Genomic DNA, 17,582 nt, shown 5'->3' with positions numbered 1-17,582 from the left:
TTTATATTTTGCGCTTGATTATACCCAAGCGGACAGCAAAAGGCATTGCGGTGGATCATTTTCTCAGTTTCGGTTAACTAACCGCGCGCCTTAACGGCCTGCATGCACTGGACTAGCAGCATAGCAGGTTAAATGATTGGCGAGAGTAGCTTCATTTGAAACGAAAAAACCGCGAAAATCGCGGTTTTTTTTCTGAAGACAACTAGCCGCTACTGAGCATTAGATTTGGCTTTAAGCACCAATACACTAATCACAAATAACACACTGGCAGTCGCTAGGCCAAATAGCACTGACGAAGTAAAGCCAAGCACGATATAACCCGCAATACTGATTAGCGCGACTATCACAGCGTACGGCAACTGAGTCCATACATGGTCTAAGTGATGACAACTTGCACCGGTGGATGACAAAATCGTGGTGTCTGAGATTGGTGAGCAATGATCGCCAAATACAGCACCAGCAAGCACAGCTGAGAGCATTGGTAACATCATAGTACTGTCGCTTCCCATCGCCATATCCGCAGCGATTGGCAACATAATACCGAAAGTACCCCAGCTAGTACCGGTAGAAAAAGCCGTTAAACCTGCTAGTAAAAATAGTACGGCCGGCAGTAATTCAAACGGGATATTACCAGTAGCAAGGCTTGCCATGTACTTACCCGTTTCTAATTGACCAATTACACCAGCAATAGACCAAGCAAAAAGTAAGATGTAAATAGCTGGCAGCATCGACTTAGCGCCCATCAACATACCTTTGGCAATCATGTTGAATGCTACCTTCTGCACAAATGCCAAAATGAAGGTCACCACAAAGCCAACTAACCCACCATAAAGCAGTGACTGAGCGACATCAGTATTCTCGAACGCACCTAATACTGAAAATGGTTTATTGTCAGCCGCTAACGCGTCTGCGCCGCTTGAAATCATGAAAAATACAGTGGCCGCAATCAGTACTAAAATCGGCACGAACAGACCAGAAATTTTACCTGTATCCGCTTCAGGTAAATCAGCAGTCGCCCCTGGCGGCATGCCCTTCGACTCATCGTACAATTCACCTTTTTGGGCGTTTTGCTCATGCTGGCGCATTGGACCAACATCTAAAGTGAACATAGCTACACACAGTAATAACAGCAACGCAAAAATAGCGTAGAAGTTCATTGGGATCATTTGCATGAAAATGGTCAAGTGACCAGTATCAGCAAAACCGTGGGCAGTAAGAATACCGCCAATAAGTGCAATGATGTAAGCACCCCAGCTCGAGATAGGTGAAATCACACAAACTGGTGCAGCCGTTGAATCAAGTAAATAAGCTAACTTGGCACGTGAGATATGGTAGCGGTCGGTAATTGGGCGTGAAATAGAGCCAACTACCAGACTATTGAAATAATCATCAATAAATACCGCACAACCAAGCACCATTGTCATCAGCTTAGCATCACGTTTGTTGCGAATGCGCTCCTTTGCCCAATCCGCAAAGGCTCGTGAGCTGCCACTAACACTAATAAGCGCAGTGATCATGCCAAGTAAAACGAGAAATCCAAGAATGTTTAGGTTCCAGGCATTAAGTGCACCATCATCCCAAACTAGGCCAGTGGCGGTATCGCCGATAAAGCTGGCGGTATTTGCGAGATTAAAGTCGGTAAGTAGCAGTGCGCCAATAATTATCCCCACACCTAGTGAAAGCAGTACTTTTCGAGTAAATACAGCAAGTACAATCGCAACAGCAGGCGGCAATAAAGACAATGCTGAGTCAGCATAGTTGATTAAATTCATTATTATTTTCTTCGTGTAAGTACGAATGGAGGGCGACTGAACCGGTGCAAGGTAAGGTCATACCTAGGAACACCTGTCCTCTCAGTAGCGCTCCATAGTAAAATCAGTTTTGTCATCCCGACAAAACAATACTATGGCAGTGCAGTACCTGTTCGGTAACAACACCAGCAGCTGTTTGCGATAAAACTAACTACTTCGGCACCAAATCCTTTCGTGGTAGCTCACAGGCATCACCCTAACGACCACTACTGATATTTAATGCTCCTCTACTAAAGGGCGTTTGTGAAAAACGCGGGCACATAAAAACATAAGCGGCTATGGGGATGCCACCCCAGAGCCGCTTAGTGTGATTCAGATCAAGTTTTAGATCAAGTTATTGAGCGCAGGCACGGCGTCAAACAAGTCTGCTTCTAGGCCGTAGTCAGCAACCTGGAAGATAGGCGCTTCTGGATCTTTGTTGATTGCAACAATCACTTTCGAATCCTTCATACCGGCTAGATGCTGGATAGCACCTGAGATACCAACGGCGATATATAGCTCTGGAGCAACGATCTTACCGGTTTGACCAACCTGTAAATCATTCGGTACAAAGCCTGCATCAACAGCCGCGCGAGATGCACCAACCGCAGCGCCAAGTTTATCGGCAAGTTGCTCAAGGATGGCAAAATTCTCACCACTGCCCATGCCGCGACCACCCGATACAATAATGCCAGCATTACCGAGCTCTGGACGCTCTGATTCAGTTAGGCTTTGCGATACAAACTCAGTTTTAGCTTCAATGACTTGCGTAAGCTCAGCTACATCTGCATTACCTGTTGCTGCTACTGCATCAAATGCACTAGAGCGAACCGTAATAACTTTCTTGTCATCTAAGCTTTTCACCGTCGCTAATGCATTACCCGCATAAATTGGGCGTACAAACGTATCGGCATCAACCACTTCAATGATTTCAGAAATTTGCGCTACATCAGCAAGCGCTGCTACGCGAGGTAAGGTTGCTTTACCCACACTTGAAGCTGCAGCCAAAATGTGTGAGTAGTCGCCACTTAGGTCATTAACAAGTTTTGATAGGTTTTCAGCAAGCTGTGCACCATAAGCGCCAGCGTCGGCAACCAGTACTTTAGCAACGCCATCAAGTTGCTTGGCACTATCAACAACTGCGCCACAGTTTTCACCAGCAACCAGTAGGTGAATGTCACCACCAATGGCTTTTGCTGCGCTAACGACTTTAGCGGTATCGGTTTTTAATTGCTGATTATCATGTTCAGCTAATACTAGAATAGTCATACTAAATCACCTTCGCTTCGTTCTTTAACTTCTCAACTAGCTCTTCTGCTGAAGACACCATGATGCCCGCTTGACGCTCTGTTGGCGGCGTAACTTTTACCACCTCTTGATGCACTTTAAGGGTTACACCCAAGTCATCAATGGTGACAGTTTCAAGTGGCTTACGCTTAGCCTTCATAATGTTTGGTAACTTAGCGTAGCGAGGTTCGTTTAAGCGAAGGTCAGCAGTAACAACTGCTGGTAATGGCATCGCCAATGTTTGCAAACCACCGTCAACTTCACGAGTGACGGTTAGTTTGCCATCTTCTACGTTTACTTCAGAAGCAAACGTAGCCTGAGGCATATCAGCCAGCGCAGCTAGCATTTGGCCTGTTTGGTTATTGTCGCCATCAATAGACTGCTTACCTAGCAATACAATATCTGCTTGCTCTTTTTGTTGCACAGCATGCAAAATTTTGGCAATTGATAGCGGCACTAATTCTTCATCAGTCTCAACATGAATTGCACGATCTGCACCTAATGCCATTGCTGTACGTAGTTGCTCATGCACTGCTTTAGTACCGACACTCACAACAACAACTTCAGTGGCCTTACCTGCTTCTTGCAAGCGTACCGCTTCTTCTACTGCAATCTCACAAAATGGGTTCAACGCCATCTTTAGGTTTGCTGTGTCTACGTTTGTGTTATCAGCTTTTACCCTGACCTTCACATTGGCATCAACGACGCGCTTTACTGGCACCAATACTTTCATAGGGGTTCCTTCCTACACCTTCATGTATGTGGACGACACATTGGCCTATGCCAATGCAAGTTAGCTCAACTCTACTTCCTGTTGACGTTAACGTCAATGCAATTCAAACGCTTGTTTAACACTTTTTAATTACCCGTTTTGGCAATCAAATTTGACATGCACACATTTATGATATTTTTGACGGAACTAGAAAAATTTACACTTATTTATATTTTATAATTTGCCAGTAACAAATTTTATTTCTATTATTAGCAATTCAAGCGTCTGCGTTATTTTTTGCTCGTTGTAATTCGCAATAAAAAGTCCGCAAACCTGTTAGTTAAAAGTGTAAGTTAGTTCACAGTCTTCATCGTCACGAACTAGGCTTCACTTTTAAAAATCTATAATTAAAATGAATTATCAAATCTCCCTTTTTAAATAATTAGGATAGTAGCAATGAGTGATTTTATTAGCGTGTTAACCCATGGCCGTCGTTTTAAAGCTGCAGTTAAAGACCTAGCTCTAGAAGATTTACGCGACGTAGCCACCAAACTAAATAAAATCATTGACGACCGTGAAGCTGAAGAGAAAGCTAAAGCAGAAGCAAATGCAGCGCGTGATGCACGTATTGCTGAAATTTTAGCTCAGATTGAAGAAAGCGGTTTATCAATTGAAGATTTAGATGCATCGGCTACCAAGCCTGCACCTAAAAAGCGTGCACCACGCCCAGCTAAGTATCAAATTACCGTAGACGGTGAGTTAATTACTTGGACTGGTCAAGGTCGTATGCCTACTGTATTTAAAAATGAAGTAGATGCCGGTAAATCAATGGATGATTTTTTAATTCCAGGAATGGCATAAACAGCGTCGTACATCATTACGCAGTTTAGCGCTTGTTGTCACAAGCAAGCACATGCAAAAGGCTGAGGTATCTCAGCCTTTTTTGTGGACAATTTTTTGCAATTTATTGTTTAAGTCTGCAGTAAAGCACTTTGCTTGCTACCCTATAGTGAGTAAACTTAACTAACTAACTCAAATGAGCGGCAACTACCTATGTTTAAGCCTCAATCAAGTTTATCAATTCTCGCTAGCTTAGCTCTATTATCAGGGTGTGCAGGTGAATACACCTTCAATAGTAATCTAGACAGCCAGGCTATCGACGAGTACTTCAAACCAGGCGAAGTGACACTATTTGATAAAGGCGTACAGCCTAGACAAAGTTATGAAATATTGGGCTTAGTTCAAGGCCAGGCTTGCCAACAAACGGTTAATGATGCTCCTGCGGACAAAGCACAGGCAAGGACTGAAGCAAGACGTAATGCAGCAGACATGGGGGCAAACGGGTTGCTCATTCAAAACTGTCACGTCATTGATGAGCCAGATTCTAGCTGTCAATCACAAGCATTATGTGTCGGCAAAGCAATTAAATTGCAGAATAACAACTAATATAAGGTGACAAACCTGAGTTTGGCAAAATTGGCAGCTAAATTTATATCTTGCTATCTCAGTTAAGTAAAATGCGCTATCACATCGTTTTTAAATAATGTTTGATAGCGCTGACACCTTCGCCATCATAGTAAATACCGCGCCTCCCTACTCCATACTGTATTAATTTAGTTTCGATTATGTCTACTTCTAGTTTCTCAAACCTAATCTCGGCCGTTGCAATTTGCCGTACACCATACAAACAAAAATTTGGCATCCCACGTCAACCCGGTTTAGTCGATACCAAAGGATATATAGAACTTGTTGGTGAGTTTAATAATATCGACTGTGTAAGAGGTATTGAGCAATATTCGCACCTTTGGTTAGTATTTAGTTTTCATGAAAACTTAGCTCAAGGTTGGAAAACAACTGTACGCCCACCTCGCTTAGGCGGTAATGAAAAGTTAGGTGTATTCGCTACTCGTGCTACATTTCGCCCAAATGGCTTAGGTCAATCAGTTGTTAAACTGCACCGAGTAATTCAGCAAGATGGCAAAATTAGACTAGAAATATCAGGTATGGACTTGGTTGATAAAACACCAATTATTGATATCAAACCTTATATCCCTTTTTCTGATGCAATCAGCGATGCCAAAGGCGGAATGGCACAAGAAAAACCTGAGTTAATTAGTGTTGAATTTAGCGAGCAAGCTTTAATACAAATTAGCCAATACGAAGCTAAACATGAACATGTCGATCAGTTTAAGCTGCTTATTGAAGGAGTATTGTCCCAAGATCCAAGGCCTGCCTACAAAAAAGCTAAAGTAGACCCAAAACTCTATCAACTGGCATTATATGACCGCGATATATTTTGGCGTGTTATCGACAATATTATAGTTGTTGAACAGCTCGTGAGTAGCAAAGTTATCGACAATAAAGAGCATCAATAAGCACTATAATTTAGAAAGACCTAAATTCTATCAATAAATGCAAATGACCATTGACTACCAAACCCAGCATAAAAAACGCTTATCTTATATGCCATGGCTTTACTTCAACCTAAAGCCTAAGCATTTTGCTTGGGCAAAACCTTGGCAAGAAGGAATTCAGCAGCAATTAAGTGCGCTCGAAACAGTCTCAATTGGCGACAATTGCTTTATCGCCCCAGAAGCAAACCTATTTGCCGAACCTGGACGCGACATCACAATTGGCTCTAAATGCATGATTGCCGCAGACAGCTTTATCCATGGTCCGATTAATATCGGCGATGAAGTCGCGATTAATCATGGCTGCAGTATTGATGGCGGCCGAGTAGGTATCACCATAGGTAATCGCACTCGCATTGCCAATAATGTCACCATTTATGCCTTCAATCACGGCATGAGTGTCGATGCTCCTATTTATCAACAACCAGTCAGCTCAAAAGGCATCACCATAGGTGAAGATGTTTGGGTTGGTGCGCAAGCCGGTATCGTCGATGGCGTGACAATCGGTAACCAAGCGGTTATCGGCATGGGCGCAGTTGTGACTAAAGATGTCGAAGACTTTGCCATTATGGCCGGAAATCCAGCTCGAAAAATTGGCGATCGCCGCGATAAATAACCTGAACTCGAGTTAAATTGTTAGCTAAGAATCATCCGCTATAAAGCTTAAATATTCAGTGACATCAGCGCTTCAAGTGCTAAAATGACGCTCATTAATAGCTATTGAGTGGACATTAGGAATGCGTGTAAGCAACTACCTGCTTTCAACCCAAAAAGAAACCCCTGCAAATGCAGAAATCGTTAGTCACCAATTGATGCTTCGTGCTGGCTTCATTCGTCGCAATGCATCAGGTTTATATTCATGGCTGCCAAGTGGCTTGCGCGTATTGCGCAAAGTTGAGGCAATTGTACGTGAAGAAATGAACAAAGCAGGCGCTATCGAAATTTTAATGCCGTTAGTTCAACCGGCAGACCTTTGGGAAGAAACAGGCCGTTGGGACAAGTTTGGCCCAGAGCTACTGCGCTTTCAAGACCGCCACAACCGCGACTTCGTATTAGGTCCAACTCACGAAGAAGTGATCACAGACCTAGTTCGTAAAGAAGTTAGCTCATACAAACAGCTACCTCTGACTTTATATCAAGTACAGACTAAGTTCCGCGATGAAGTTCGTCCACGTTTTGGTGTGATGCGTGCCCGTGAGTTCTTAATGAAAGATGCATACTCTTTCCATTTAACTCAAGAAAGCATGGATGAAACCTACCAGGCGATGCATAAAGCCTACAGCAACATTCTAGAGCGCATGGGTTTGGCTTATCGCCCAGTAATTGCTGATACAGGCTCTATCGGCGGCAGTGCATCACATGAGTTCCACGTACTCGCTAACAGTGGTGAAGACTTAATCGCTTACTCAACTGACAGCGATTACGCGGCCAACATTGAGAAAGCAGAAGCACCAATGCCAAGCACAACCTTGGCTGAGCCGACTCAAGAAATGAGCTTAGTTGACACACCAAACGCCAAAACCATCGCTGAGCTAGTTGAGCAGTTTGACCTTGAGATCACCAAAACGGTTAAAACGCTCATCGTTAAAGGTGCAACCGAAGAAGCACCATTAGTGGCACTGATGGTGCGCGGCGATCATGAACTTAACGAGCTTAAAGCTGACAAGCACGATCTCGTTGCTGCGCCGCTTGAATTCGCGACCGATGAAGAAATTCGCCAAGCGGTAGGTGCAGGCCCAGGGTCATTAGGCCCTGTTGGTCTTAACATGCCTATCATTATCGACAACGATGTCGCGGTAATGAGTGATTTTGGCGCAGGCGCAAACCAAGATGATAAGCACTACTTTGGTATCAACTGGAACCGCGACGTGGATATGCCACAAGCTATGGATATCCGCAACGTAGTGGAAGGTGAGCCTACACCAGACGGTAAAGGCACTTACGCGATGGCGCGTGGTATTGAAGTTGGTCATATCTTCCAGCTTGGCACTAACTACTCAGAAGCGATGGGCGCAAGCGTACTTGACGAAAACGGTAAATCTAAAGTGATGCTAATGGGTTGCTATGGTGTGGGTGTTAGCCGCATCGTTGCTGCTGCAATTGAGCAAAACCATGATGACCGCGGCATGATGTTACCAGAAAGCCTAGCACCATTTACTGTGGGTATTCTGCCGATGAATATGCACAAGTCTCACCGAGTGAAGGAAAAAGCTGAGCAGCTGTATCAAGATCTGACTGACGCGGGCTTCGAAGTATTATTCGATGACCGTAAAGAACGCCCTGGCGTGATGTTTAACGACATGGAGCTAGTTGGTCTACCTCATGTTGTGGTGATTGGCGATCGCAATATTGATGCTGGCGTATTTGAATACAAGAACCGCCGCAGTGGTGAAAAGCAAGAAGTTGCTTTTGACAATATTGTTGAGTTCTTAAAATCTGCTAAATAAAGACTGCTAAGCCCCTACTGACTGAGCACCAATACAATCAGCATCACAATTTAGGGGACAAAGCTGATATAAAAAACGCACCTTAGGGTGCGTTTTTTAATGGCCAGAATTTTCCGTAATTGCAAAAAGCCACCTTTATAGTGGTTAGTTTAATTCATGCTCTAGAATTTGGAGATAAGTTGAAAGCTAGCCTTAATTAGAAACCTCTTTATCAATATAAATATCGATTTCAAGTCCCTGGTTTGGCTCGGATAGGATCTCGATGCTACCACCTAACTTTTGCGTCACCAGATTATAAACTATCGACATACCTAAACCTGTTCCGCCCGCATTTCGCGCCGTAGTAAAAAATGGCTCAAAGATACGCTCTTTCACCTCAGCTGATAAGCCGACACCATTGTCTTTATAGTACATCATCACCCTATCATCCATGGCCTTTGCGCCAAGCTGTATTTTCTTATCGCCTTCAAAACTATCCGGGTAAGCGTGTCGAAAGCAATTCGACACCAGGTTGGTAAAAATTTGCGCTATGGCGCCAGGGTATGAGTCGATATGAATAGCATCTTCAAAATCGATAACAAGCTCGATGTTATGCTTACGTGTAAGCGGTCTAAGTGGTGTAGAAATTTGTTCTAAATATTGAGTCAAATCAAACTGCTCTCGCTCAAGCAGCAACTGATCGGCAGCTGTACGTTTAAAATTATGTACCAATTCTGCTGCGCGAGATAGATTACGGTTGATGAGCTGCAGGCCATCTTCCATGGTACTCAAAAAGTACTCAAAATCCTCCTCACCTAACTCACCAGCAGTAAACTTAGCTTTTAGCTTATTTAGCTCATCAATACAGTGACTTGTGGATGTCACAGATATTCCTAAAGGCGTATTAACCTCATGGGCAACACCTGCAACTAAGTTACCTAAAGCCGCCATTTTCTCACTTTCCACCAGCTTGGTTTGCGCGGCTTTAAGTTTATCTATAGTGATGTTTAGCTCTTCGGTGCGCCTATTAACTTCATCTTCAAGCCGGGTATTAATTTGCTCAAGCTCTAATTGATAATGCCTGACCTCATTAGCATTAACGGCACGACCATATAAATCAGCGAGAGAGCTTACAAAGGCTTGCTGCTCTCGGCTCCAGTCAAGCAATTGACCTCTATGCTCGCAGCAGATCACCCCAATCATCTTGCCTTTGTGGCGAATTGGGCAATCAAGCATTGACACTATGCCGTTAGGCTTAAGATAAACATCGGTAAACTCATGGGTGGCAACGTGATGACACGCATCTTCAGCAGCAATTACTCGTTCGGTATCTAATGCGGTAAAATATGCAGGGAATGCGCTGCGAGGCAAGGATAAATCGTCAAGATGCTGCTGCTTATCAAGTATAAAAATACTGTCGATTTGCTGCTTGTCATCGCTTAATAGCCAAATTCCGGCTCGATCAATGCCAAGCCCCTGAACGACCGAATGCACTATCAACTTAGATGCCTGGGTTAAGTCTCCTTGATCAATATCACTGGATTGACTTACATCTAAAAGCACGCTTTCTAGTTCAGTGTTCATCTACCGCTACCCTAGCTTTAATGGCCATCATCAGGCATCTTGCGCTGAACATCGACAAACTTCGACATAAGCGCCAATGTCGCCTTACATAGTTCAGGGTCAAACTGTTTACCTGACTGCTCGCGGATATATGCCTCTACCTTCTCTGCTGGCCATGCTGGTTTATAACTGCGTTTTGACAGCAGAGCATCCACTACATCAACCACAGCCATAATACGCCCTTCAAGAGGAATGTCTTCACCGCTTAACCCTCGAGGATAACCATCACCATCCCAACGCTCATGGTGAGTATAAGCAATCCGTGCGCCCATTTTGGCGATAATACGGTTTGACGCTGCCAACAGGTTATAGCCTTTTTCAGCGTGGGTTTTCATAATTTCCCACTCTTGCTCGTCAAGCTTACCTGGCTTATGCAAAATGCTTTCAGGGATACCGATTTTCCCCACGTCATGCAGTGGAGCAGCGTAGCGAATCGTCTCAATAAACTCATCACTCATATTTAAATACTCTGCGAGCATTTCACACATAATCGCAACACGTCTTACGTGAGCGCCGGTTTCTTTACTGCGCTGCTCAATCGCGTCACCTATGATCAGAATCAGCTCTTTTTGCGTCTGCTGTACGTTCTCTTTACCGGTAAGGTTTTCAAATGTAATGCTAACGTTGGCGGCGAATAGCTCAAGAATACGAACTTGCAGTGGCGTCAAAGAGGTATCGTGTTGCAGGTATAAAATGCTAGTGACATCTGAGCCGAATTGGTAAAAGCCTACATATATGTTGTCGTGGATCACCGATTTTTTCAGCGCAATCGCTTCGATAATGTACTCTTTCACATCACCGGGCAGCGACTCGACATTTTCTATCTCTTTATAGCTCACCATATCACCTGTGGCAGCTAGCAGATTCATCTGTGTATCTTCGTATAAATCCTGATGGTAACTAGTGAGGTAAAGTGCAGAGCTATTTAAACTCAATAGTTGCAGAGTTTGCTCTAACACGGCACTGCCAAAATGATATAAGGTTTGCGAGCGCAGCACAGACGATGAAGCGGAAATTACCTTCTCCATACCTTTTTGGCTTTGTTCGATGATTTTAATATCGCGGTAAGAGCGCAGTGAGGTATAAACGCAGGATTTTAGCTTTGCAGCTGTTAGTTCAGTTTTTGCTTTGTAGTCGTTAATGTCAAAATCACGAATAACGCGCTCTTCTGGTGCGCTACCAGGCTGACCTGTGCGTAAAATAATACGTGTACTGTGGTTTTCTAATTCACTACGGATTTGCTCAACTAAATCAAGCCCAGCATGGTCGCTTTCCATCACTACATCGACAAAGGCAAGTGCAATATCGGGCTCATCGCGCATCAGTGCAAACCCTTCAGCGGCGCTGAAGCAAGAGAAGAAGGTTAACCCTCTGCCATCCAACTTAAAGTTACTAAGGGCAAATTTAGTCACTTCATGAATACCAGGCTCATCATCAATGATAACCACTTTCCATGGGCTTAATTGGGTACGTTTTTCTTGCGTACCCGATGAGCGCATTTCTGACGACTTTTTAAATAGAGCCACACTGTATCCTTAAAGTTTGGGTTGGTTTACTGCGTAATATGAACGAAAACTAACCTTGGTTTCCTACCAGAACGGCGTAAGTGATGTATCTAAGGTGACACCTGCTACACACTTAATTGCCTTTCAAACCTGCCGCCCACACGAACATTTATTTAGCGATTTGCGCTTATGCTTAAGTCGAGTTATTCAGCGGCAATATCGATTCAAAGTATTTCGAGTGAAATTAACAAAAAGCGACTACAAAAAAATAACAAATCTGTTTATTTTAATAGCTCATAAACTACCTGTTTGTCAAAGAAAAATCCCCATTCAAACCGTCCTAAAACTACATGAAACTGCGTCACATTTACCAGGCAAATTGCTTGAAATAATTCGAGCTTCATCATCGATAAAATTTTTCACCTCTATATTGAAATAGCCTAGGCAATCGTCCTATGCTGAATGTAATCAAATAACAAAAAAGCATAACTAATTAAAGGAGTTGTATTGGCTGACTCAGTGGCATTGGTGTTAGGCGGTGGTGGCGCGCGAGCTGCGTATCAAATAGGTGTGCTCAAAGCCTTGGTGCAACTGTATCCGCGCAATCACCATATCCCGTTTAATATTTTGTGCGGTACTTCAGCTGGAGCGATTAACGCCACCTCTTTAGCAACTCACGCATCATGCTTTCATCTAGGCGTAAAGAAACTCGATTGGGTTTGGCGCCATTTCCATACAGGTAAGGTATATAAGTCCTCCATTTCAGGAGTAACCTCACATTTACTTAAAATGGCAGTAAAGGGTATTCAACTTGATAGAATAAGCACGGATGCGGGGAGTTTGTTCGATAACCAACCATTACGAGAACTGCTAAATCAACTTATCGACTTTGCTCGTATCGATAGAAACATTATTAACGGCGCGCTTGATGCGATTAGCGTTGATACCTCCTGTTATAACAACTCGCATTCTTATACTTTTTACCAAGGTCATGAGTCAATTGGCGACTGGCAGCGAGCTCGGCGCAATGGCATTCGCACTCGATTACACACTGAGCATCTGCTCGCCAGTAGTGCAATTCCTATGGTGTTTCCCTCCATAGCCTTAAATCGCAATTACTTTGGCGACGGTAGTGTGCATCAACTTGCACCACTATCAAGCCCAATTCACTTAGGTGCAAATAAGGTTTTTGTCATTAACCTGGATAGCCCACATCAACAAAGTCACACTGAGCTTGTGCATCATCCTAGTACGGCCACCATTGCAGGGCACCTACTTGATACCATTTTCTCCGACACCCTAAATAGTGATTTAGAGCGTTTGGAGCGAATTAACAAAACGCTTGATTTGATTGAACCAAAGCAGCGCCAGCAGCTCGGTTTACGTCAAATCGAAACGCTGGTATTTAAGCCCAGTGAGGATTTAAGTGAAATTGCCAGTCGCTATTATGAGGAGATGCCGTTTGCAATTCGTTCACTACTTAAGCTCATTGGTATAAGCAAGCAATCAGACTCAAGTATTGTCTCTTATCTGTTGTTTGAGAGCAGTTACACCAGCGCACTCATCGACCTTGGTTATCAAGATGCCATGGCAAGAATCGACGAGATAACAGACTTTTTCGATATTAGCATCCACACACCCTAGCCTCTTTTGATAACTACACACTGTAATAATCTTGCCACGTTTACCCGCGATACTTGAGTAAGAAAATAGGCTACTAACCTTAGGGATCAAGCAATGGCTAAGCGCGACAAGCACAAACGCTATGATGAAGATGAGTGGGGAGAGAACCTCAATGACAACAGTAAATCTAAGAAACTAAAAAATAAACGTCGACAACAAAAGCGTGTGTTGAGCGAAGATGATACCTATTTGATAGAGCAAGATTGGAGTCAGTCATAAAAATAAAGGCAAGATAACGTTTAGTATCTTGCCTTTAATGCCTATAGCTTATTTGAACAGCAATTCGAGCCTAACATGCCGCTGGTTAGGCTCAGCAGATGGTTGAGCTAGAACTTGATAGCGCCGCCGATGTGGAAACCATCTTCAAAGCTCTGGCTACTAGCATGGTCAAACTTAAGCTTCTGATATCGGTAACCTGCATACAGCCCCATATTTGGATTCAAATTGAACTGTACTTTAGCGCCGTACTCGACATAACCATCTACATTAGAAAACGACAACACCGATGGTGCATAGTAGGCCGAACCATGTAGCGAAAGGTTCTTACTAATACTTAAGCCATATTCCCCACCCACGGCAACAGCGCTACCGTTAGGGGCATGTTTGTGCCACATATGAACGTACTTAGGCCCGACTTGGAAGTGGTGAGGTCCACTTTGATGAACCATATGGGCAGCAACTTCAGCTAGGTGACCTTTGTTTTCATGGTAGGTGTAACCTAAATCTAAGTTGGCATTTTGGTTCAGACTATTACTCAAACCAACTGATACACGGTGCTCACTCAAACCTAAGTCAAACTCACCTGCTTGTACCATGGTGACAGGCATCGCCACAAACGTTGCAGCAACAATCACAGTTTTTACACCATTGAACGTCATAACACACTCCCTTTAGTTGTTGTTGGCTGAATTATATGAATCCAAAGGTAAAAGTCTTGCTAGATGGGGCAGAATTAACCTTTATTACAAGTTGCCATCCCTCCCTCAACCATAGAGAAACAATTCACTCACACCAGTTCAACTTTCACTTCGCAGCCATACATTGCAAAATTAAATTGCGCACAACTTAATTATCAACTATATTGCTGTTATTACTTTTCGGAGGTCAAAAAATGAGTCAATCAATTTATCAGTTTTCAGTAACAGACATTCGTGGCGAGCAACTTGAGTTAGCCGACTTTAAAGATAAGGTTATACTGATCGTCAATACTGCAAGTAAGTGTGGATTTACTCCGCAATACAAGGCTTTGGAGACCTTATATCAAGAGTTTAACGAGCAAGGTTTAATGATATTAGGCTTCCCATGTAACCAATTTGGCGCTCAAGAACAGGGGAGCGAAGCTGAGATTAGTGAGTTTTGCGAGTTGAATTTTGGTGTCACCTTCCCACTACTATCAAAAGTCGAAGTTAACGGTGAAAACGCGGACCCGCTATACAAGTTTTTAAAAAGCCAAGCAAAAGGCTTGCTTGGTAGTGAATCAATCAAATGGAACTTCACCAAGTTTCTGGTTGATCGTCAGGGACAAGTTGTTGAACGCTTTGCTCCAACAACAAAACCTGAAGCATTAAGAGGTCAAATTAGTCAGCTTTTAAAGTAGCGAAAATGGCTATAACGATTAAACTCAATATACCGATGAAGAGTTAACGTTGTGGGCACAAGAGCTTTGTCGCCTTTCATTGGCTCAAAGCTAGTAACCTTGATAGATAGTTCAACTGGGTGCGCAAAAAAATTACTGCTAATTTGGCAGCTTAAATTTTTGATTTTTAGTGCTATTTGCTAAAAAACCAAATTATTTTGCAAAAAATTAAGAAAAATTGACTCAATCAGTGAACTTTTTGGCGTAGATGCCTTCTAACAAAGTAACAATGTTCATCACTTTGTTCTTCATCTCCCTGGGACTTCTAGCGCAGTCCCCTTGATCTCAAGTAGATCGATAGGCAACCATTTGGTTGCCTTTTTTTATGGCCGCACATATTTAAATGAAATCCGGTTATACTCAATCATCAATAACCACTTAAATTTAGCCAAGTAGTTAATGGGCTTTTAAGAGAGATATTGGGAATTTCGAAGCGGCCTATATAAGCAGAGAAAAAATATTTAATTTTTTTCACAGCCTAATGAACTTTATTGAAAAGCACTAGTCTGAATAAGTAAGCAAGTTGACAAGTTTCCCCAGACTCCAACGCGCTTCTTCATCATCCCTTATGGCTGGCGGCTCATCACCGCCTTCCAATTTGCAAGATTCTTTTTATTGGCAACCCATTCGGTTGCCAATTTTTTTGCCTGCTCTTCAATTGAATATCTTGGAACTATTGCTCAAATAACTTATCTAATTGAAACCTAAGCGACGGGTGGTAGCCTTTTCGAGCTTGCTGGTAAATGGCTAACGCCTGTGAATTCATTCCAGCAATTTGTAACTCAAGGTATAACGGTCTAACAAACTTAGCCCGGCCGACTTCGACTAAGAAAGCGGTTAAACGCTGCATCACTTTCTGGTAACGATTTCGAATCGCTACTCTAAACCAATCACATAAAATCTCGCTGTTACTACTTTGTGTAAAGGCAAAGCACGTATCTAAATCATCAAGCTGCTCAGTTGTTAGCGCTAAAGGTAACTGGGTTAAAAAGTACTGCCAATGATGGACTCGCCAATCCTGGATTGCTAACTTGTTAGCATCAATACCAGATGTAAACTCGCTAAGCGCGAAATCGACCTTATTCAGACTGTCTGAGGTCGGCGCTTTGAACCAAGCTGGCATACCTGTGCCGTACACCCATTCATGTAGCTCCTGGGCAGAAATTTTGTCCCCATGGTCGATAAGCAATGTTTGCTCAGCATATTCCATAAAGGTTTCAGTGGTAATTGCAGTAAAAGCAAAGTGCTCAACATAGCGACGTAAAAAGATATCGAAACTATCCCGTCCAAGTCGCGATTCGAGTTCATGGACGAACATAGAGGCTTTGTCATAGGTAAAACGATTAAACGCCAGGTTTGGATCGCCCAGTTGCACATTAGCAGGTAAGGTTTGACTGCTGACTTCACTTGAAACTAGCTCTTCTTGTAAGCGGCCATACTCAATCATTTTCTCAAGTTCAGCTTGCTCCTTGCCATACACGGCTTCAACAATGCGGTTGGTAAAATAGGTAGTAAACCCCTCGTTAAGCCATAAGTCACGCCAAGTCGCATTACTGACTAAATTACCAGTCCAAGAATGGGCTAACTCATGAGCGACAATGGATACCAAGCTTTTATCACCAGCTATTAGCGTGGGTGTCATAAAGGCAAGCATTGGGTTCTCCATACCGCCAAAGGGGAAGCTTGGCGGCAACACTATCATGTCATAACGCTGCCAGGCATATTCACCTAAAAGTGATTCAGCTACCTGCATCATAGCTTCAGTATCTTCAAACTCATTTGCTGCGCGCTCAAGCATGCCCGGCTCTGTATAAATTCCGCTACGTTTACCGGTGGCCTTGAACGCAAGGTCGCCGACAGCAATGGCAAGTAAGTGTGTCGGGATAGGCTTATCCATAGTGAATTGATACACGCCGTCTTCCGCAATAGCAGGATCGTTTAACGCGCTCATCACAGCACGTAATTGCTTGGGTACACTCACCTTAGCATTAAAAGTGACTCTCGCTTTCGGTGTGTCTTGCAGTGGGATCCAGCTCCTGGCATTAATAGGTTGTGATTGACTAAACAAATAAGGTTGCTGTTTCCCCAATGTTTGGTCAGGTGCTAACCACTGTAATCCTTGAGCTTGCGGGCTTGTACAATAAACAATCTTGACTTTATTGAGTTGGGTTCCAACTTGAATACTAAGCTGTTGACCTAATGCATCGTTAACTTGAACTAGCTGGTATTCAAGTGCGTTATCCAGCTCATCCTTTACCGCAACGATATCCAAATCTCGACAATCGATTAGCAGGCTATCGCTTGAAGACAAACGCTCAAAACTTAGCACTACCTCGCCGGAGAGTTGTTTTAGGTCAAAGTCTACCGTGATATCTAAATCGAAATGAACAACGCGGTTTTGGTCGCAATTAGCGCTGGAATGGTAATCTTTGTTAAAGTCGAACACTTTCGCCACAACAGCTCCTTCGGCTGAATTTATATCCTAAATTGTATAACAAGCAATGATTTA

Annotated in this window: 15 protein-coding genes and 1 riboswitch; of the genes, 8 read left to right on the top strand and 7 right to left on the bottom strand. The window is 43.3% G+C overall.

Going from position 1 to position 17,582, the window contains the following annotated elements; genetic code table 11:
• Positions 1–209: 209 nt before the first annotated feature.
• From G3R49_RS11195 to G3R49_RS11185, 3 genes are all read right to left on the bottom strand, one after another.
• Positions 210–1,772, bottom strand: a complete 1,563-nt coding sequence (locus G3R49_RS11195; protein ID WP_167869689.1) for a Na+/H+ antiporter NhaC family protein — start codon at positions 1,770–1,772, stop codon at positions 210–212.
• A gap of 77 nt (positions 1,773–1,849) precedes the next feature.
• Positions 1,850–2,049, bottom strand: a riboswitch (Lysine riboswitch).
• An 86-nt stretch (positions 2,050–2,135) separates the two neighbouring features.
• Positions 2,136–3,059, bottom strand: coding sequence for an FAD-binding protein (locus tag G3R49_RS11190; protein WP_167869688.1), 924 nt, complete (start codon positions 3,057–3,059; stop codon positions 2,136–2,138).
• Position 3,060: 1 nt separating this feature from the next.
• Positions 3,061–3,810 (bottom strand): electron transfer flavoprotein subunit beta/FixA family protein, encoded by a 750-nt coding sequence (locus G3R49_RS11185; protein WP_167869687.1) that lies wholly within the window; start codon positions 3,808–3,810, stop codon positions 3,061–3,063.
• A 435-nt stretch (positions 3,811–4,245) separates the two neighbouring features.
• Between G3R49_RS11185 and G3R49_RS11180 the strand changes: the two genes are divergently transcribed.
• From G3R49_RS11180 to G3R49_RS11160, 5 genes are all read left to right on the top strand, one after another.
• A complete protein-coding gene (locus G3R49_RS11180) occupies positions 4,246–4,650 on the top strand; it encodes an H-NS family nucleoid-associated regulatory protein (RefSeq protein ID WP_130601809.1) in 405 nt (134 codons plus the stop codon).
• Between the two features lie 192 nt (positions 4,651–4,842).
• The gene (gene rcsF / locus G3R49_RS11175) at positions 4,843–5,235 is read left to right on the top strand and encodes an Rcs stress response system protein RcsF (RefSeq protein WP_167869686.1); all 393 of its coding nucleotides are present in this window, start codon (positions 4,843–4,845) and stop codon (positions 5,233–5,235) included.
• Positions 5,236–5,414: 179 nt separating this feature from the next.
• On the top strand, positions 5,415–6,164 hold the full coding sequence (gene tsaA, locus G3R49_RS11170) for a tRNA (N6-threonylcarbamoyladenosine(37)-N6)-methyltransferase TrmO (protein ID WP_167869685.1): 750 nt from the start codon (positions 5,415–5,417) through the stop codon (positions 6,162–6,164).
• A 43-nt stretch (positions 6,165–6,207) separates the two neighbouring features.
• The gene (locus G3R49_RS11165) at positions 6,208–6,816 is read left to right on the top strand and encodes a DapH/DapD/GlmU-related protein (protein ID WP_130601803.1); all 609 of its coding nucleotides are present in this window, start codon (positions 6,208–6,210) and stop codon (positions 6,814–6,816) included.
• A gap of 121 nt (positions 6,817–6,937) precedes the next feature.
• Complete coding sequence (locus G3R49_RS11160) at positions 6,938–8,647, top strand: proline--tRNA ligase (protein WP_130601801.1); 1,710 nt, start codon at positions 6,938–6,940, stop codon at positions 8,645–8,647.
• Between the two features lie 192 nt (positions 8,648–8,839).
• Here the strand turns inward: G3R49_RS11160 and G3R49_RS11155 are convergent, their stop codons facing one another.
• Both G3R49_RS11155 and G3R49_RS11150 read right to left on the bottom strand, forming a co-directional pair.
• Positions 8,840–10,210: a GAF domain-containing sensor histidine kinase gene (locus G3R49_RS11155; RefSeq protein ID WP_130601799.1), complete on the bottom strand. Its 1,371-nt coding sequence runs from the start codon at positions 10,208–10,210 to the stop codon at positions 8,840–8,842.
• A gap of 17 nt (positions 10,211–10,227) precedes the next feature.
• On the bottom strand, positions 10,228–11,775 hold the full coding sequence (locus G3R49_RS11150) for a response regulator (RefSeq protein ID WP_130601797.1): 1,548 nt from the start codon (positions 11,773–11,775) through the stop codon (positions 10,228–10,230).
• A gap of 486 nt (positions 11,776–12,261) precedes the next feature.
• Here G3R49_RS11150 and G3R49_RS11145 point away from each other — a divergent pair, with 486 nt between their 5' ends.
• On the top strand, positions 12,262–13,398 hold the full coding sequence (locus G3R49_RS11145) for a patatin-like phospholipase family protein (RefSeq protein WP_130601795.1): 1,137 nt from the start codon (positions 12,262–12,264) through the stop codon (positions 13,396–13,398).
• A 93-nt stretch (positions 13,399–13,491) separates the two neighbouring features.
• On the top strand, positions 13,492–13,656 hold the full coding sequence (locus G3R49_RS11140) for a hypothetical protein (protein ID WP_167869684.1): 165 nt from the start codon (positions 13,492–13,494) through the stop codon (positions 13,654–13,656).
• A gap of 107 nt (positions 13,657–13,763) precedes the next feature.
• On the opposite strand, the gene G3R49_RS11135 is transcribed toward G3R49_RS11140, so the two are convergent.
• A complete protein-coding gene (locus G3R49_RS11135) occupies positions 13,764–14,315 on the bottom strand; it encodes a YfaZ family outer membrane protein (protein WP_242620243.1) in 552 nt (183 codons plus the stop codon).
• 233 nt (positions 14,316–14,548) lie between these two features.
• Between G3R49_RS11135 and G3R49_RS11130 the strand changes: the two genes are divergently transcribed.
• Complete coding sequence (locus G3R49_RS11130) at positions 14,549–15,034, top strand: glutathione peroxidase (RefSeq protein ID WP_167869683.1); 486 nt, start codon at positions 14,549–14,551, stop codon at positions 15,032–15,034.
• A 712-nt stretch (positions 15,035–15,746) separates the two neighbouring features.
• Here G3R49_RS11130 and G3R49_RS11125 read toward each other — a convergent pair.
• Positions 15,747–17,528 (bottom strand): M1 family metallopeptidase, encoded by a 1,782-nt coding sequence (locus tag G3R49_RS11125; protein ID WP_167869682.1) that lies wholly within the window; start codon positions 17,526–17,528, stop codon positions 15,747–15,749.
• Positions 17,529–17,582: the final 54 nt, after the last annotated feature.

Origin of the sequence: Shewanella sp. WXL01 (genome assembly GCF_012263345.1) — a bacterium.
Taxonomy (GTDB): domain Bacteria; phylum Pseudomonadota; class Gammaproteobacteria; order Enterobacterales; family Shewanellaceae; genus Shewanella; species Shewanella maritima.
The sequence above is the reverse complement of the archived record's forward strand: the minus strand, read 5'-3'. Positions and strand labels throughout refer to the sequence as shown.

Coding starts and splice junctions, on each gene's coding strand:
- G3R49_RS11195 (WP_167869689.1), bottom strand. CDS start 1,772: ATGAATTTAATCAACTATGCTGACTCAGCATTGTCTTTATTGCCGCCT.
- G3R49_RS11190 (WP_167869688.1), bottom strand. CDS start 3,059: ATGACTATTCTAGTATTAGCTGAACATGATAATCAGCAATTAAAAACC.
- G3R49_RS11185 (WP_167869687.1), bottom strand. CDS start 3,810: ATGAAAGTATTGGTGCCAGTAAAGCGCGTCGTTGATGCCAATGTGAAG.
- G3R49_RS11180 (WP_130601809.1), top strand. CDS start 4,246: ATGAGTGATTTTATTAGCGTGTTAACCCATGGCCGTCGTTTTAAAGCT.
- rcsF (WP_167869686.1), top strand. CDS start 4,843: ATGTTTAAGCCTCAATCAAGTTTATCAATTCTCGCTAGCTTAGCTCTA.
- tsaA (WP_167869685.1), top strand. CDS start 5,415: ATGTCTACTTCTAGTTTCTCAAACCTAATCTCGGCCGTTGCAATTTGC.
- G3R49_RS11165 (WP_130601803.1), top strand. CDS start 6,208: ATGACCATTGACTACCAAACCCAGCATAAAAAACGCTTATCTTATATG.
- G3R49_RS11160 (WP_130601801.1), top strand. CDS start 6,938: ATGCGTGTAAGCAACTACCTGCTTTCAACCCAAAAAGAAACCCCTGCA.
- G3R49_RS11155 (WP_130601799.1), bottom strand. CDS start 10,210: ATGAACACTGAACTAGAAAGCGTGCTTTTAGATGTAAGTCAATCCAGT.
- G3R49_RS11140 (WP_167869684.1), top strand. CDS start 13,492: ATGGCTAAGCGCGACAAGCACAAACGCTATGATGAAGATGAGTGGGGA.
- G3R49_RS11135 (WP_242620243.1), bottom strand. CDS start 14,315: ATGACGTTCAATGGTGTAAAAACTGTGATTGTTGCTGCAACGTTTGTG.
- G3R49_RS11130 (WP_167869683.1), top strand. CDS start 14,549: ATGAGTCAATCAATTTATCAGTTTTCAGTAACAGACATTCGTGGCGAG.